The 15,696-nt window shown below is 40.6% G+C and carries 12 protein-coding genes; 6 read left to right on the forward strand and 6 right to left on the reverse strand.

Translation table 11 applies throughout. The features are described 5' to 3' along the window. Nucleotides 1-167 precede the first annotated feature (167 nt). From OGM63_RS09340 to OGM63_RS09370, 6 genes are all read right to left on the reverse strand, one after another. Nucleotides 168-1,898, reverse strand: a complete 1,731-nt coding sequence (locus OGM63_RS09340; RefSeq protein WP_318528435.1) for an aconitase/3-isopropylmalate dehydratase large subunit family protein — start codon at nucleotides 1,896-1,898, stop codon at nucleotides 168-170. 89 nt (nucleotides 1,899-1,987) lie between these two features. Further along, complete coding sequence (locus OGM63_RS09350; protein WP_263745243.1) at nucleotides 1,988-3,226, reverse strand: LeuA family protein; 1,239 nt, start codon at nucleotides 3,224-3,226, stop codon at nucleotides 1,988-1,990. Between the two features lie 46 nt (nucleotides 3,227-3,272). Further along, on the reverse strand, nucleotides 3,273-4,376 hold the full coding sequence (locus tag OGM63_RS09355; RefSeq protein ID WP_318528437.1) for an MFS transporter: 1,104 nt from the start codon (nucleotides 4,374-4,376) through the stop codon (nucleotides 3,273-3,275). A gap of 498 nt (nucleotides 4,377-4,874) precedes the next feature. Next, complete coding sequence (locus OGM63_RS09360) at nucleotides 4,875-6,044, reverse strand: nucleotidyltransferase family protein (RefSeq protein WP_263745244.1); 1,170 nt, start codon at nucleotides 6,042-6,044, stop codon at nucleotides 4,875-4,877. A gap of 330 nt (nucleotides 6,045-6,374) precedes the next feature. Continuing rightward, nucleotides 6,375-7,175, reverse strand: coding sequence for a segregation/condensation protein A (locus tag OGM63_RS09365; protein ID WP_263745245.1), 801 nt, complete (start codon nucleotides 7,173-7,175; stop codon nucleotides 6,375-6,377). Nucleotides 7,176-7,229: 54 nt separating this feature from the next. Then, nucleotides 7,230-7,607, reverse strand: a complete 378-nt coding sequence (locus tag OGM63_RS09370; protein WP_263745246.1) for a lipopolysaccharide assembly protein LapA domain-containing protein — start codon at nucleotides 7,605-7,607, stop codon at nucleotides 7,230-7,232. A 1,554-nt stretch (nucleotides 7,608-9,161) separates the two neighbouring features. Between OGM63_RS09370 and hepC the strand changes: the two genes are divergently transcribed. From hepC to OGM63_RS09400, 6 genes are all read left to right on the forward strand, one after another. Next, entirely contained in the window at nucleotides 9,162-10,013 is an 852-nt protein-coding gene (gene hepC, locus OGM63_RS09375; protein ID WP_263745248.1) for a heterocyst development glycosyltransferase HepC, read from the forward strand. Between the two features lie 272 nt (nucleotides 10,014-10,285). Next, the gene (gene hepA / locus OGM63_RS09380) at nucleotides 10,286-12,139 is read left to right on the forward strand and encodes a heterocyst formation ABC transporter subunit HepA (protein ID WP_263745249.1); all 1,854 of its coding nucleotides are present in this window, start codon (nucleotides 10,286-10,288) and stop codon (nucleotides 12,137-12,139) included. Between the two features lie 114 nt (nucleotides 12,140-12,253). Beyond that, nucleotides 12,254-12,739, forward strand: coding sequence for an acyltransferase (locus tag OGM63_RS29560; protein WP_318528436.1), 486 nt, complete (start codon nucleotides 12,254-12,256; stop codon nucleotides 12,737-12,739). Beyond that, nucleotides 12,736-13,920 carry a glycosyltransferase family 4 protein gene (locus OGM63_RS09390; RefSeq protein ID WP_263745250.1) on the forward strand — a complete coding sequence of 395 codons (1,185 nt, stop codon included), beginning with the start codon at nucleotides 12,736-12,738 and terminating at the stop codon, nucleotides 13,918-13,920. The genes OGM63_RS29560 and OGM63_RS09390 overlap by 4 nt, the downstream gene beginning before the upstream one ends. 201 nt (nucleotides 13,921-14,121) lie before the next feature. After that, a complete protein-coding gene (locus OGM63_RS09395; RefSeq protein WP_263745251.1) occupies nucleotides 14,122-15,003 on the forward strand; it encodes a glycosyltransferase family 2 protein in 882 nt (293 codons plus the stop codon). Nucleotides 15,004-15,069: 66 nt separating this feature from the next. Next, a partial coding sequence (locus tag OGM63_RS09400) for a hypothetical protein (protein WP_263745252.1) occupies nucleotides 15,070-15,696 on the forward strand: 627 nt, incomplete at its 3' end.

The raw sequence follows: 15,696 nt of genomic DNA on the forward strand, positions 1-15,696 counted from the left end.
CAAACCGGATAATTATGCCTTGGTTTTCGGCACTGGTTCAAGAATACCAGCAATTTATAACGCTGTCAACTTTCTCGCTTTGAGCAACCATGAATAACTTTAGCCAAGAATTTGACGATTTAATCTAGCTCCGAAAAAAGCACGCCTCTACTTTCTTCAGCTTTATATCAAGGTTGGACAATATCTACCTCGTTTAGTTGGTCAGTAATCTTCGCCTTAACGGCAGAGATGGCTACCACTCGCGGAGAAGCAAGATAGTTTTTGCCACTAGGATCTCCGCTTCGCCCCTTAAAATTACGGTTGATAGCATAAACTCCTGTTTCTTCTTTCCCCAAGACTCCTAACCCAGCATTGATACAAGCACCGCAGCCAGATTTGAGGATTTGCGCCCCAGCCTCTTCCAAAATCTTCAAGTAGCCCAACTCCTCAGCCTTTTGGCGGATCTCCTGCGAAGCTGGAACGACAAAGAGCGATACTCCAGAGGCTACATGATAACCCTTAATTGCCTCAGCTGCCTCAGCAATATCAAAAAGCTTACCACCAGTGCAAGAACCAATGTAAGCGCGTGTAATAGGTACTTCTGCTAATTCGCTAATTCCACTCACTTGGTCTGGTTTGTAAGGACGAGCTACCTGCGGTTCTAGATTACTTAAATCGAACCGATAAACCTGTTCGTATTCCGCATCAGGGTCACTGACGACTACTTCAAATGCTTCTTGGCTGCGGCTTTGAACATAATCAAGAGTTAGTTTGTCAGGAGCAATCAAACCACAGAGAGCACCACACTCAGTTGCCATGTTGCATAAGGTCATACGTTCATCAATTGGCAACTGATCGATAATACTGCCTCGAAATTCCATGACTTTGCCGCGACCACCTTCACAGCCAATTTTACCCAGTATGAAGAGAATGATGTCCTTAGCGCTGATATGTTTGGGTAGAAATCCTTCTAATTCAAACAGTAACGTTTCCGGCAATCGAATCCATGTATCTCCCATAGCAAAAACATTTGCCATTTCTGTAGTTCCCACTCCCGTACCGAAACACCCAAAAGCACCAAATGTACAGGTGTGGGAATCAGTTCCGACTACAACCATGCCAGGACGAACAAACCCCTTTTCTGGTAAAAGAATATGACAAATGCCGGCTGCTTGTCCAGGAGCCACTACATCGAACCACTGACAGTCCTGCTCTTTGGCAAATTGTACTAGGTCTTGATATAGCTGGTCAGCAATGGGTTCTGGTCGCAAGTCGTTGATGTGGATCAAGTGGTCTGCTACCAACACAACTTGATTTTGATTCCACAGCTTGGCTTTTTCGCCAAAATTCTCATAAAATATCTCAGCTACTGGTCCTACGCAGGTGTCACAAGACATCGCCAAGTCTACTTGTATAAAGATTGCCATGCCCGGTTTAACATAAGCATTGCCCGAAGCTCGTGCCAGCATCTTTTCCACCATAGTCATTGGTCTGGGAGAAACAATACTGGTGGGGAGGGAAAGCTGACCTTGATGACGTTTTTGGTTAAACGCGCTTAAACCACCCGCGTCTATAATCGCTTGTATCAGTGGGTCAGTTTTGGGTTGGTCAATGATTTCTAATTCCAAACCAACATTGATACTGTTGCGATAGAAAATTTCACCAAAAGAATAAGCACGCACTTTTTTAACTCCTGCGGCTTTGATTGCGACTGGCGCTTCTTCCCGACTTGAACCACAGCCGAAGTTATGTCCGGCAACGATTTCTTCATAGCCAATCAGATTCCCTTCACCAATAACATGTTCAAAGGCATAGCGCTTGAGATGTTCTAGGTTTCGATTGGCGCATCGGTTTGCTGGGATAATATCGTCCGTACTAATATTGTCTTTGAGCGTAAGCGTGTGTGTTTGTTCACTCATTGAATTTCCTTGACTTATTAAGGAGGAATTGGGCTTGGGTTACTGATTTACTGATGAAAACAGATTTGAATGTATTTAAATATATGGGACTATTTATCTCCGATAATTTGGCTAGCGATTAAATTCTGGGCAAGATTATACACTTCCTCATCAGCCAGCACACGATTTTCTATACGAGCCTTTTCCAGAATCTGGTTGATGACTTGCTCTGTCACCTGCAAGCCTTGACGAGCTAATATAAAAGCGACGTTAGAGCGACCGCTGTAGGGACCGACTCGGATGCCATAATCCAAGCCAACTAGGCGGGGATCAACGCCACAGTAAACTAATGCAGCAATATCCAGTTCGCCTCGGCTTTCTGCTTTGAGGATTGCTGAGGCATGAATACCCGCTTGCGTAAGAAATGCGTTAGCTCCAAACACGGGATAATGGGCTGGAATCGCGAGATGGCAAACCCTAGCTACTTCGTGACAATAATCGCTTAAACCAGAAAGGTCGCCTTGCCAAAGACCTTGCAACTTTAAGTTGACCAGTGTTACGTCCAAGGGAATGTTACCAGCTCGTTCGCCAATGCCAAAAACAGTGCATTCAAGACAGTCAATACCTGCCTTGGTTGCAGCTAGGGCATTGGCTACCCCTAATCCGCGATCGTTATGACCATGAAAATCTAAACGCACCTCAAAGCCTTGTCCATCTATAAATCGCCGAAAATGCTTGACCAGTCGTTCAGTTCCTGTGGGAGTTAAACAACCAACTGTGTCGCACAGACAAAGAGCTTTCGCCCCCGTCTCAACAGCAGCAAGGAAAAGGCGTTCCACAACTTCAGGTTCAGTCCTAGCTGTATCCTCTATGGCAAATTGCACAGGTACTCCCAGGCGAGTCGCTAGACTGACACCGTAACGGGTGAGATGTTCTAATTCATCTACATCTCTAGTTTCCACATAGCGGCGAATGGGGGAGGCACCTACGAACAAGTAGGCAACCACTGGATGACCACTTGCTTGTTGAATGCGAGCGATCGCCTCAATGTCTGCTTCTACCATACGACCGAGCAGCCCCAGATGTAATTGCAGCCCTAGCTGTTGCGCCCCTTCACAAATGGCAAGCGCCTCTTGATAGGCGACTGCTTGGGCGGGGAAGCCAACAACTGCTGTGGATACGCCCAAAGCATCAGCTTTGCTCAACAGCTTGAGCTTTTCCTCAACAGAGGGCATTCGCGCCACACCTCCTTGAAGACCATCTCGCAGCGTATCATCGCAGATTTGAAGAGCTTTTGGGAGTGTCAGCAGTTCTTGGTTCCAGTCGTAAATTAGGTCTGTTGCTGACATATTTTATCTCCATCAAAATAAGCAGGTCTGGTAAGCACGTTATTGCTCAATTAGCGATCTCCGCATTGGATTCGGCAATGGTTGAGCGCGATCGCCACCAGAGGACGATACCCAAAATTGCCGAGGTGAGAACAATCAGTGCCATAACTGCAAAAGTAGTATCTACTCCTTTGACTAATGCTTCAACAGGTGCAGTTGTGACATCAAGCTGATGTTTAAACTTAGTATCAGACATAGTCACCATTGTAAACAGAGTCCCCAGTAAGGCGACGCCGCTTAACATGCCCAATGTCCGCGATAGAGACCATAAGCCCGAAGCAATGCCTATCCTTTCTTGTGGCACGCAACTCATGATTGTATCGCTGTTAGGGGCGGTGAACACCCCCAATCCCAATTCTAAAGGTACGGTCCGTATTAAAAAGCCGAGTACAGTCGATTCCGCATTCAAGCCGCTCGCACCCCAACACCCTAATCCCATCAGCAACAGCCCGATCATACTGACGGGACGACTGCCAAAGCGATCGGAAAGTATACCTGCGATTGGTGATGCCAGTGCTGCTGCTAAAGGCAGCACCGTCAGCAACAACCCGATTTCCTGTGGGGGATAGTGCTTACCAACAGCCAGAAACACGGGTAGGAGCAACTGCATACCAGCAACAACGGCAAACATCATCGCCAACAGCAGTAAGTTTAGGCTGAAGTCCGCCAAACGGAATATTCCAATATCAAGCATTGGTTCTTTTAAGCGGGACTCCACTATTAAAAAACAGACTAAACCGATAGCAGCCACAACTAGCAAAATTAGTTCTATTGACTCACCAAAGCCGAAGGTCTGAATTCTTGTCATGAAGAGTGCAAAGCAAGTTAGGGTCAGAGTCATTAGCCCAGCCCCAACTAAATCGAAGCTTTGGGAAATCTTACTGCTCGCCAAGGATGGTAAGGCAAAAGCAACAATAAAAATAGCAACTAGGCCAAGTGGCACGTTCACCAAGAAAGTTAAACGCCAACCTCCCACACTCATCAGCAATCCCCCCAGCCCCGGTCCTATAGCAACTCCCAGTGTGCCAATGGCGTTGACAATGCCCAAGGCGCGTCCACGCTCTTCTTGGGAAAATACTTGTGTAATAATCGCTGTAACCCATCTTTTAATTTAAGAGATCGTCCGGTAAAAGTTGACAATGCCAAACCACCGGGTTTACGGTAGTTTGGTAGTCTTGGCTTTTGGGTAACTGTACCTTTTTTAACACCTTTTAATAATCCACGTTCCTTACCAGTCTTTCTTGTGAAAAACTACCCTTTGACTTCTTTCCATGCGTAGCAGGACTTCTACCCTTTGATTTTCGGTGAGATGGTATGACAACTAAGTACAGCGATCGCATAAATTCATGACAAAAATTGATCGCAAAAACTTTGCGTCACTCTGTCTTGAAAAGTTGTTCATGGGGTAACGAACATGACCACACTTATCGAATCGCTTACCTCCTTTGCTCCCAACGGGAGAATCAGTACGAATAGACGGCATAGGCTTCCTGAGACTGATTCACCTCTGCGTTGAAAAACGCGCTCGGAAAAAATGCGATCGCTGTACTTAGTGGTTAGTGGATAAATGTTAATTGTTAACCGTCAATCGTGAACCAACAACCAACAACTAACTGCCGTTTGTCCCCAACAATTCAGCGATCGCTTGCCGTTCAACTGGGGTATGAGATGGTACTGCTTGACGAGCATCGGTAATTAACCAGTCTAAAGCAGCAGCTTTGACATCTATCGACGCTCCAGTTTTATCAACGCAGTAACGTCCATACACCAGCTTATCAACCAAGCTTACCCCAGGACCCAGGCGCGAATATTCAAAAATCACGCTGTTGTCTACGGTTGCACCACTACATACCCAGCAATTGGGACCAATCATCGTCGGACCGACGATTTTTGCTCCGTCTTCTATCCGGGTCATGCCACCGATGTAAACTGGACCTGTGATATCCACTTTGTCCCAATTGACGGCAACATTTAAGCCAGTGTAGATTCCGGGAGCAACTTCGTGACCGGGAATTTGCACATTTTTAATTTCGCGTAGCAGCACACCGCGAATTGCCCGCCAGTAGTCTGGTACTTTACCAATATCTACCCATTCAAAGTCCATTGGAATGGCGTAAAAGGGGGCAGCTATTTCTACCAGTTTGGGAAATAATTCGCCACCGATGTCATACTCTACGCCGGAGGGTATATAATTAAATACCTCTGGCTCAAAGATGTAAATACCAGTATTGATATTGGTACTCTTAGCTTCTTCGACTGAGGGTTTTTCTTGGAATGCTTTGACGCGACCATCTTCATCGGTGACGACCACACCGTAACTAGAAACTTCTTCTAGTGGGACAGATTTTGTCACGATGGTAGCGATCGCTCCTTTGGATTTATGCCACTTAACCGCAGCTGATAAATCTAGGTCAATTAAAGCATCGCCGCACAACACCACAAAAGTATCGTCAAAAAACGGAGAGAAGTCTTGGATACGACGCATTCCCCCAGCCGAACCAATAGCTTCCCCTACCAGTTTACCTTCGTCATCAATTCGCCCTTCAAAGGAATATGCAATCTGTACGCCAAACCGCTGACCATCACGGAAATAGTTTTCAATTTCTTCAGCCAAATGGCTAACGTTAACCATAATTTGGTCAAAGCCATGCTGACGTAACAGTTCTAGTAAAAATTCCATCACTGGCTTTTGCAGGATAGGAATCATCGGTTTGGGAGTTGTATAAGTAATTGGACGCACGCGAGTACCTTTGCCCGCTGCGAGAATCATCGCCTTCATAAAAGTTTATTCCTCAACCACAAGCCAGTTTACTTTGATCGAATGATACTTAATCATCAGTTTAATTTTGCTCTAAGTCATCCTTAAAAGCACGGATAACAGTAATGTTTGCTTTACGTGTTAGCATACGCTCCCGCAAGATGACAAGCGATCGCTTATCTTTTCAATTTACTCGGATTTTGGGTTTGCATTTATCAAAATCTGTAAATCATTTATCTTCCCCCGTTACACTTGCCCCAACTAGCCCTGAAATAACTGCGTACCTATACAAATGAAAATCTCTTCTTCCCTTTCCCATGAACCCATGAACCCATGAACCCCTCTTTCAAGTCAGGTATTGGGAGAATTTGAGAGTAAGCGAATTTTAATTTCCTGGTAAAATTCCTCTTGACATAGCTCTACCTTAGATTGAGCCGACAGCAGTAGTAATGCCCAGAAAACGCTGACTAGATGACTGTGTTCTGACTTATGAGCAGAACTGTTGTGATATGCTTTCTTTGTCTGAGTCCACAATTCTACTAGCTGTTCCAAATTCAACCAATTTTCTTCCAAGCATAATTTTGTGGCTGACAGATGCAACACTTGCTCCAGTTCTCCAGCCACTTCCGTCAGATTTTCCTGGTGAGCTAACTCTAGTGCTGCCCGCATACTTTGGATGCTGGGCTGACGTCGGGGACGGATAGGTTTGCTGACTTTCTGTACAAGTTTGAGTTGATTCTCCATGATGTGCAATTGCTCGATCAACTCTTGCAGAGTCACCCGGCGTTTTGGCGGTGGCATCGCTGCCGGACGACGGCGCAATGCCCGTTCTAATGGCAACCGATGAAGAGAATATACTAACCCCGAATCGTCGTCTGGCAGTACATCATCTAGTACAACATCTTCTTCATCTGCTGCTTGGATTTGCATCAAGGTATTTGCCTTAAACAACACCAGCATCGATGCCGACAAAAAAGCCTGCCCCGATTGCGATAAATCAGCTTCATAGCCAATACGTGTTGTCTCCGGTGCCATTAATTCTAAGTAACGGTCAATTACCTCAATTACCCGCACATCCCAAGGGTCAATTTCCCCCTGTTCGGCTTGGTGAATCAGGTGTGCAATTGTTTGCAATAGCTCGTCTGGTGCCATCAACAAGTCCTAAGTAAGTCGGTGTTTTAGTAGATAAATTGAACTGTAGACTTATTAGACGTTGCTAGAGCGTGTGTTCGGCACATTCGTCTCTGTTTCTTTTGTTGAGGAATCACTGGAAGGAGGTAGCGCTAGTTGTAAAGATTGAACTTCGACTTGGTACTGTTCAATTTTCGACTCTAGTTCTTGAATTCGGACATTTTGTTTGCGTTGTGGGGTAGACAATAGTTGTCGCTGCAATTGTGTCCACATACTAAACAACCAAGCAAAAACTGCGCCGAAGCCAGTCGCTAATAGCAACTCAACTGCGATCGGTGCTTGTACCTCTACTCTAGGAAGAATATAAATTGTTGCTGGTTCGGTGTTCTCTATAGTGAACAAAGCCAAAGCTAAACAAAAGATAAAAATTATTACAAAATTTATTTGTTTCATTTGCTACTTAATAATACGTAACTAAGGAACTGCTAATACTGCCTTGACATTGGCAATCAATACCATTCTGATTTGTCAGTGGCGATTGTGCAACTTTTGATTGGTGGCATTTTTAATAATTGCTTTCGTTGCACGTATACAACCAAAAAGTTCAGTATAACATGCTATTTTCGACTATTATTTATTTGGAGAAAATGCAGCAATTTCAATAACCTAATTCACTAGTTATAGGTGTTTTTAGCAAGGTAGATCATAAAATACCCTAATATTTTCTTCTAACCGCGCTACGGTGCTGGTGGAGAAAGCTTATTCTCAAGAGCAAGGCTAAGGGGTAGTTGTGAATCGCACTCCATCACCTGTTGGGATGCTTAAATCATGCGATCGCAATTTCTGTATCCTTCGATTACCAATATAAATGCATTATCTGCTCATCAGTTGATCTCGCTCAACATCATGTTTGTCTAATCCGGTAATTTCTCAGCATCCAAAGCCAAAGAGACAAACCATACAAATAGACCCAAACCGAAGAAAGAGCGGACTCCAACACCGTCAAACAAGCAATCTTCAAGGGTTCGGGGAAACGCGAAACGCGAACGACACCCGCTTGTCCGGTAATCCCACGGAGAAAAGCATTTATTTTTAGCGATCGCGCAAGTGCCAAAAAAATTATACCAAAAGTTAGTAGGTTACGGAGCGAAATAAATTATACCTTTAATATAGACAATATAAGCTTTTTTTCATCTTTAGGCTGAATGTTAATAATTTTACAAATAATATTTCAGCTAGAAAAACATTTTCATGGGTAGGGGGCTGATAACCTCCTTGGTTTATTGCTACTTACTTGGTATTGTTTGGGTAGAACTGGGTATTGCTTGCTTGCAATCCTACTGTCAAGTAGATCGCACTAGAGCGCAGGAGAGTAAAACAGGAGTAAACGTAATTAAGTGCGTCTTCTCTTGAAAATTCTTCTTTTTTCTCATGCTCCTGGTATCGGCTTTGTCAAACTTGGAAAAGAAAATCAGATGAATATATAAAGTTTTTGTGTAATTTCTGCTTGATTGAGTTTTAGGGATTGTATTGGTTTTGTTAATTAAGCTGACGTTTGATAGTCAAAATAGAATCATGTTAGAATTACTTACCGATATTAGTAAAAGGCTAATTGGGTAGTTCCACCATAGTGATTCATATCAACTTAATAATTCTCGGAAAAACAGACGGGCTATTTAAAGACTAAATAAAGAATCTATCTAAACAATGGTGATTTTTACAGTATCTTATATTCTAGATATTGAATACTCTTTCAAAAAACCAAAACAAAAAAGTGGAGTTATTTTTTAGATTTATCTAAAAAATAGCATTGTTAATTTTTTTTACATCTTTTAGAAAAAGTTTTTCAAGATGTGTATTTGTCTTATAGGCAAGTTATAGTTTAATATTTTCCACTTAATTAACATCACCTTTTTGGAGCATAAAATAAGATTCAGCAAGAGTATTTGGCTTTGATAGCCTATGATATCAGGTCGGCAATCTACCACTGTATAAGCCCAAAAACATATGACAATTTCCATAATTCCACCTTTAGATAATTACTATACTGTGACCAAGCAAGCCCAAGATAGTAGTTCATACTGCACACTCCAGTGGCGAAGAGGTCAATTGTTGGTGAAAGCTCCTGGACAAGTTTTGCAGCCATATCTGCTTTCACTGGATAAACAGCAATCCTTAGTAAAGTGCTTAGAACATTCACCAGTAAGTTTGGTTCGCATAGATCCAAAGCTGGGTGAGTACTGGCTAAAAGTTTGGGCTACAGCGTGTGAACAAGCGTCGAAGCCAATATTTTTACGCATACCCTCTAGCGAACAGATGTCCAAACAAGGTGGTCTGTGGAGATCGTTGCAATGGCTATTTGACTGGATTGTTGCCTTAGTATTTTTCCTTGCAGTGAGTCCCGTGATGCTGATATTGGTTTTGCTGATGGGTCTTTACTCACCAGGAACATTTTTTGAGCGTGAGTGGCGCGTAGGAAAACGCGGTAAACTGTTTCGGGCGATCAAGTTTCGCACAACTGCGGTAAACAAAAAAAACCTAGAAGAGAAAGCGATGTCTGACTCAGATTCGCTTTGCGTCTACCCTTGCGACGACAATTTCTCTCTCACAGAAGATGAGGAAAACGTCACACCCCTAGGGCGTTGGATGCGTAAATACAATATAGATAATCTACCACAGTTATTTAATGTTCTACAGGGCGAAATGAGTTTAGTCGGACCGCGTTGCTGGACTTTGGAAGAAGCTGTGCGGTTAAGTTCGGAAAAACAACGACAACTCAATAAATTACCAGGAGTTATAGGTTCTTGGGAGGTAGAGACAGAATCGAAGCAATTGCATCTGGATAGTCAAACATCGTGATTTTAACTACTTGCTAAGTCTTTTTAGTGTTTTCTAACATGGGATACTAGTATAATATATTACTTTTTTAGTTAATGAGTCATGTATATGCTGTATCCCTTCGATTGCATACAGACTAGAGTTATTCCTAGTATATTTAATTTTTGCAAGAGTTATTCTTGGTGGATGTTAGAGTAATTTATTAGTTTTTTCTTTTATTCGATCAACACTTCATCAAAGTTTACATATACTAACATAATACAGACTGCTAAAACAAGAGTTTAAAAATACCAATGTACCTCAAACTTTACCAAGAATTTTCCAATTTGTTTAAGAAGACTAAGTTTTGGGAGAACAACTATTTGTTCTTGCGAGAGTTTAAAAACTTCCGTAAAATTGCCATTTATGCTTTAGTATTTTCCTTTTTAGGAGCAACTTTTGAAGGGTTTAGTATTGGTTTGTTATTTTCATTTTTGCAAAATATAACAACTGTCAATGCTACACCAATCCATACGGGAGTAGAATGGTTTGATATTTGGATATTAGGAATTAATACATCTGCAATTAGTCGTTTATATCGAATATCTATTCTAATTATATTAACTACTTTGATTCGTGTATTATTCAACTATTTTGGACAAGTATACACTGAAATAGCTCAATTAAAGCTAGGCGATAGCTTACGTAAACAAATTTTTGAACAGCTAGAAAAAGTATCATTAAGTTACTTTTCTAAGACTCGTTCTGGCGATCTTATAAACACGATTACAACAGAAATTGAAAGAATAAAATATTCTTTTAGTGCGGCATCATTTTTGTTAACTAGAATACTAAATCTTAGTGTATATTTAATATCGATAATTTTTATATCGTGGCAACTTACCATTTGCTCGGTACTTTTATTTACGCTGTTAGGTGTTGGATTATCAACACTAAATGCAAAAGTGCGAGAAGAAAGTTTCGGTTTGTCAATTGCCAACAGCCAATTTACCTCAACAGCAATAGAATTTATTAATGGTATTCGCACTATCCAAGCATTTGGTACTCAAGAATTTGAACGTCAGCGTTACTACAAAGCTAGCGATCAAGTAGTAAGTGCTTATACTAAAGTTACTTTAATTGGCTCGTTGTTAAAGCCGATCACTGAAGGTCTGGGTACTACATTCCTTGTCGGGATGATTATTTTTGCATTTACTATATTTGTTGCCAATGGAACTTTACAAGTTGCTTCTTTGTTAGGATTTTTCTTTGTACTGTTTCGCATCGTACCAATTGTTCAAGATGTTAATGGTGTTAGAGGAACTATTAGTACGCTTCAAGGTTCAGTAGATAACGTAAAATCTTTATTGAAAACTGACGATAAAATTTATTTTCACAACGGGACTCTTGAATTTAAGGGTTTAAAGCGGTCAATAGATTTAATATCTGTAGATTTCGGCTACGATGCCAACAATCTAGTTTTAAATAATATTACTCTTAGCATTGAAAGGGGGAAGACAACAGCACTAGTTGGAGCATCTGGTGCTGGAAAAACAACACTAGCTGATATAATTGCCCGATTTTACGATCCAACCGAAGGAAATGTTTTAATTGATGGAATTGATTTGCGGCAATTTGAAATTAATACATTACGCCACAAGATGGCTATAGTAAGTCAAGATACTTTTATTTTCAACACTTCTATTTGGAACAATATTAGTTACGGCACATCAGAGGTAAGGGAAGATGAGATTCGAGAAGCTGCCAGATTAGCGAATGCACTGGAATTTATTCTAAAAATGCCTGAAGGTTTTGAAACACAGTTAGGAGATCGTGGGGTACGGTTATCTGGGGGACAACGGCAACGAATCGCTATTGCTCGTGCTTTATTAAGAAACCCAGAGATTTTGATTTTAGATGAAGCGACCAGCGCATTAGATTCTTTATCAGAGCGATTGATTCAAGAATCATTAGAAAAGCTTTCTGTGGGTAGAACAGTGATTGCGATCGCTCATCGTCTGTCCACAATAGCTAAGGCAGATAAAGTTGTAGTACTAGAACAAGGACGCTTAGTAGAGCAAGGAAGTTATCAAGAGTTGCTTGACCAGCGCGGCAAACTTTGGGAATATCATAAAACTCAATATCAAGAACAAGGTCAGGCAGGGTAAAAAGGAATTTAAATATATGACAATCGAAAGTAGAGAAACTAACAATATAAAATTAGGTAAAATTTATCACATACTAAAAGCTTAGTTATTAATGTCCAGCAAGGTTATAAGTCTATGGTAATTAATATTTTCTATCGAGCATTCGATCGCTTGATGCGCGAATATGATGATTTTAGAGTCAGGAGAATTAAGCGATCGCTTAAATCTTGCGGTGAAAGAGTTTATATCAGTTCCAAATGTATCATATGGGGCGAGTCTGAACTGCAATTGGGAGATGACATTGGGATTAATTCCTTTACTCACATATTTGCCACAGGAGGAGTAAAAATTGGCTCTGGTACTTTGATATCTAGTAATTGTTCTATTGCTAGCGTGACACACCCGATTAACTCTTCAAAGCGGATTCAAGAACCTCAGATCGAAAAATCTGTAATTATTGGCAAAAATGTTTGGATTGGAACAGGTGCAATTATACTCCCAGGTGTCACCATCGGCGATCACGCGATAGTAGGTGCTGGTTCGGTAGTTACCAAGGATGTTGCAGAAAAAACAATAGTAGTTGGCAATCCGGCAAAGTTTTTGAGGAATGTAGAAATATGATTTTAAAAACTAGAAAAAACAGCTATACAGCAACTTTAGATAAAGAGAATAAAGTCACCAAAGTTTTTATTATATGTTCAGGTCTTGGTCATGTCAAGCGAGGATATGAATCCTTTACTCAGGAATGCTTTAATGCTTTATCCCAAGAACCTACCCTTGACATTACCTTATTTAAAGGTGGTGGAGACTCTTCGGAAAAAGAAATTGTTTTGTGGAACCTAAGACGTGATGATAAATTAGCCATATTCTTAGGTGATATTACAGACAAATTAATTCGTAGAGGTGAGGGATATTTTATTGAACAAATAACATTTTTCTTGAGCCTTGTGCCTCACATACAAACTAAAAAACCAGATGTTATTTTCTTTAGTGATGAAAATTTAGGTAATTTGCTTTGGTACTGGCAACGATTTAGTAAACAAAATTACAAACTTTTATTTTCCAACGGTGGTCCGATACTTCCACCTTTCCCCCGGTGGGATCATGTACAGCAACTAGCTCCTATTCATCTCCAAAATGCATTAGAAGCCGGACAACCAGCAGAGAAACAAACTTTGGTTCCCTATGGTATCCAGATGTCTTCTCAATTGCAAATACTTACACCCAATGAACGAGAAGCTTTACGCCATAAGCTAGAATTGCCTGAGAACCGACCTTTGATTGTCTCAGTTGGAGTTATCAGTAAATCTCATAAACGCATGGATTACGTGATTCGTGAGATTGCGAGTTTGCCAAAACCGCGTCCCTATCTTCTGTTACTAGGTCAACAAAATTCAGACTCACCGGAAATTATCAACCTCGGTAATCAGCTATTAGGTGCTGAAAACTTTCAGGTACGAACTGTCCCTCAAAAAGAAATGGGAGATTACTACAAAACAGCAGATACTTTTGTTTTAGGTTCTTTAGGGGAAGGGTTTGGACGTGTATTTTTAGAGGCAATGTCTCATGGTTTGCCTTGTCTTGCTCACGAGCATAAAGTTACCCGTTTTGTATTGGGGAATAATGAGTATTTAGATAATTTTGAGATTCCAGGTAATTTAGCTTTTTTAATACCCCAAGCCCTACAAGACTCTCAGGATATATCTAAGCGCCAAAGACGTCATGAATCTGCTTACAATCGCTTTAGTTGGGACAAATTAGGTTTAGATTATGTCAAGTTAATTCACAATGTAAACACGTAAGAGTATAGCATAATCCTCTTGGGAATTCCGGATTTATTTAGGATTTATTTTCATAAAAAACTTCATAAAAAAGGTTTTTGCTCTACTTAATAGTGAATTGCTATCTCTAAGAAATGCTGCTTGTAAAAGAGCTAAGAAACTGTTTTATAGACAAGCATTTGGGCAAAGTCTTTTAACCACTTTTTTGGAGACAAAACGCTAATGAACCAGCTTTTGATAAGTGTGATTATTCCTACCTACCATCGCAATGACTCACTGGCAGAATGCTTGGATCTTCTAGCACCTGGGGTTCAAACCTTTCCAGCAGATAGGTACGAAGTAATCGTGACTGATGACGGTTATAAAACAACCGCAGAGGAGATGATTCGTGAGCGTTATTCCTGGGTGAAATGGGTTGGAGGTTCCTCTAAAGGTCCAGCAAGCAACAGAAATAATGGTGCTAAGTATGCTCAAGGTGAGTGGCTGGCTTTTACAGATGATGATTGCTTGCCAAACCAAAATTGGTTAAGTGCCTATGCAGAAGCAATTACAGGTGAGTATTTGGCTTTAGAGGGTGCAATTCATCCCTTAGGCGACTATAATCAGGATTTGTCTGAGTGTCCTATTAATCTGACTGGTGGATGTTTTTGGTCTGCCAATATTGCAGTCAAGCGATCGCTCTTTGAAGAAATTGGCGGATTTGATACTAATTATCCTTTAGCTCTAGGTGAAGATATCGATATAAAAGAACGCTTGTCGGCATTTACAAAGATTTTTTTCGTCCCGAATGCCCGTGTTGACCACCCAGTCAGATTAATTTCCTTCAAACAGGCAATAACACGCATTCCTAAACAGGCTGCTGCTAATGCATATCATATGAACAAATATAAAACAGCTTATGGTCGTGAAAATGCCCTCGGTATAACCTTTTCTCATGCCAAATTTACCATCGGATTGATAGTTAACCACTTACTTAAAGGAAAATTCAAACATGCCTTAATAGAGTTTGTGACATTACTTATCGGCGTTCCTTTACTTTTTAATCATCTTTCACGTATTGATTCCATGAATATTTCTAACTCAAACGCAAGTATTTCTATGTAAAAAGTAGTTAAGATTGTAGTTGGAGGAAAATTAAATTTATCAGCAAACTAAAAGGTAGATATTACAATGCCAGGAAAATATAACGATAGAGTCTTTTTCTATATCCATCCCAAAACCTCAGATCCGAATAAGGGATATATTATGCATTTACTAATCTGTTTAGCTGAGGGATTGAGGGAGATAGGTGTAGAGTTTTATTCTAATGTAAATTATTGGCATGAGTTACCAGATAAAGAAGAGTATCTTTTTCGTCACGATCCCAAAATTACGTCTGATGATTGTTCGATTGTAGTTTTACAGACTGATGTTTATCGAGCGGAGAAAATTCTTCCCCAAAATTTATTTCACCCAAAAAGGAAATATATTACAGCTTATCTAGATTGTGAAGACGGCGATAAGACTTATTTAGAAGCCCCTGAATTTAAAAAGTTTGATTTTATTTTTAGATGTCATTATAACAATAAATTAAAGTATGGAAGTAATTTTTACCCTTGGTGCTTTGGGTTGTCGAATAGAATTCTTCATGAGTTAGAAGAAATTCCCAAATTTGGAGATAAAAAAAGACAATTACTGATTAATTTCCGACATTGGAAAAATGGTCATTCTGTGAGAAATATTAGTTGTAAAAAATTAGTTACTAAATTAGAAAAAATTATAGAAATTAATAATTCTGTTGAAAAAGATATACCCCCT

Origin of the sequence: Plectonema radiosum NIES-515 (genome assembly GCF_025753815.1) — a bacterium.
In the GTDB taxonomy this organism is placed as follows: Bacteria; Cyanobacteriota; Cyanobacteriia; order Cyanobacteriales; family Nostocaceae; genus Hassallia; species Hassallia radiosum_A.

Bases quoted from the DNA above. Each gene is read 5' to 3' on its own strand.
- OGM63_RS09370 (WP_263745246.1), bottom strand. From the start codon at position 7,607: ATGAAACAAATAAATTTTGTAATAATTTTTATCTTTTGTTTAGCTTTG.
- hepA (WP_263745249.1), top strand. From the start codon at position 10,286: ATGTACCTCAAACTTTACCAAGAATTTTCCAATTTGTTTAAGAAGACT.
- OGM63_RS09365 (WP_263745245.1), bottom strand. From the start codon at position 7,175: ATGGCACCAGACGAGCTATTGCAAACAATTGCACACCTGATTCACCAA.
- OGM63_RS29560 (WP_318528436.1), top strand. From the start codon at position 12,254: ATGGTAATTAATATTTTCTATCGAGCATTCGATCGCTTGATGCGCGAA.
- OGM63_RS09340 (WP_318528435.1), bottom strand. From the start codon at position 1,898: ATGAGTGAACAAACACACACGCTTACGCTCAAAGACAATATTAGTACG.
- OGM63_RS09360 (WP_263745244.1), bottom strand. From the start codon at position 6,044: ATGAAGGCGATGATTCTCGCAGCGGGCAAAGGTACTCGCGTGCGTCCA.
- OGM63_RS09390 (WP_263745250.1), top strand. From the start codon at position 12,736: ATGATTTTAAAAACTAGAAAAAACAGCTATACAGCAACTTTAGATAAA.
- hepC (WP_263745248.1), top strand. From the start codon at position 9,162: ATGACAATTTCCATAATTCCACCTTTAGATAATTACTATACTGTGACC.
- OGM63_RS09395 (WP_263745251.1), top strand. From the start codon at position 14,122: ATGAACCAGCTTTTGATAAGTGTGATTATTCCTACCTACCATCGCAAT.
- OGM63_RS09350 (WP_263745243.1), bottom strand. From the start codon at position 3,226: ATGTCAGCAACAGACCTAATTTACGACTGGAACCAAGAACTGCTGACA.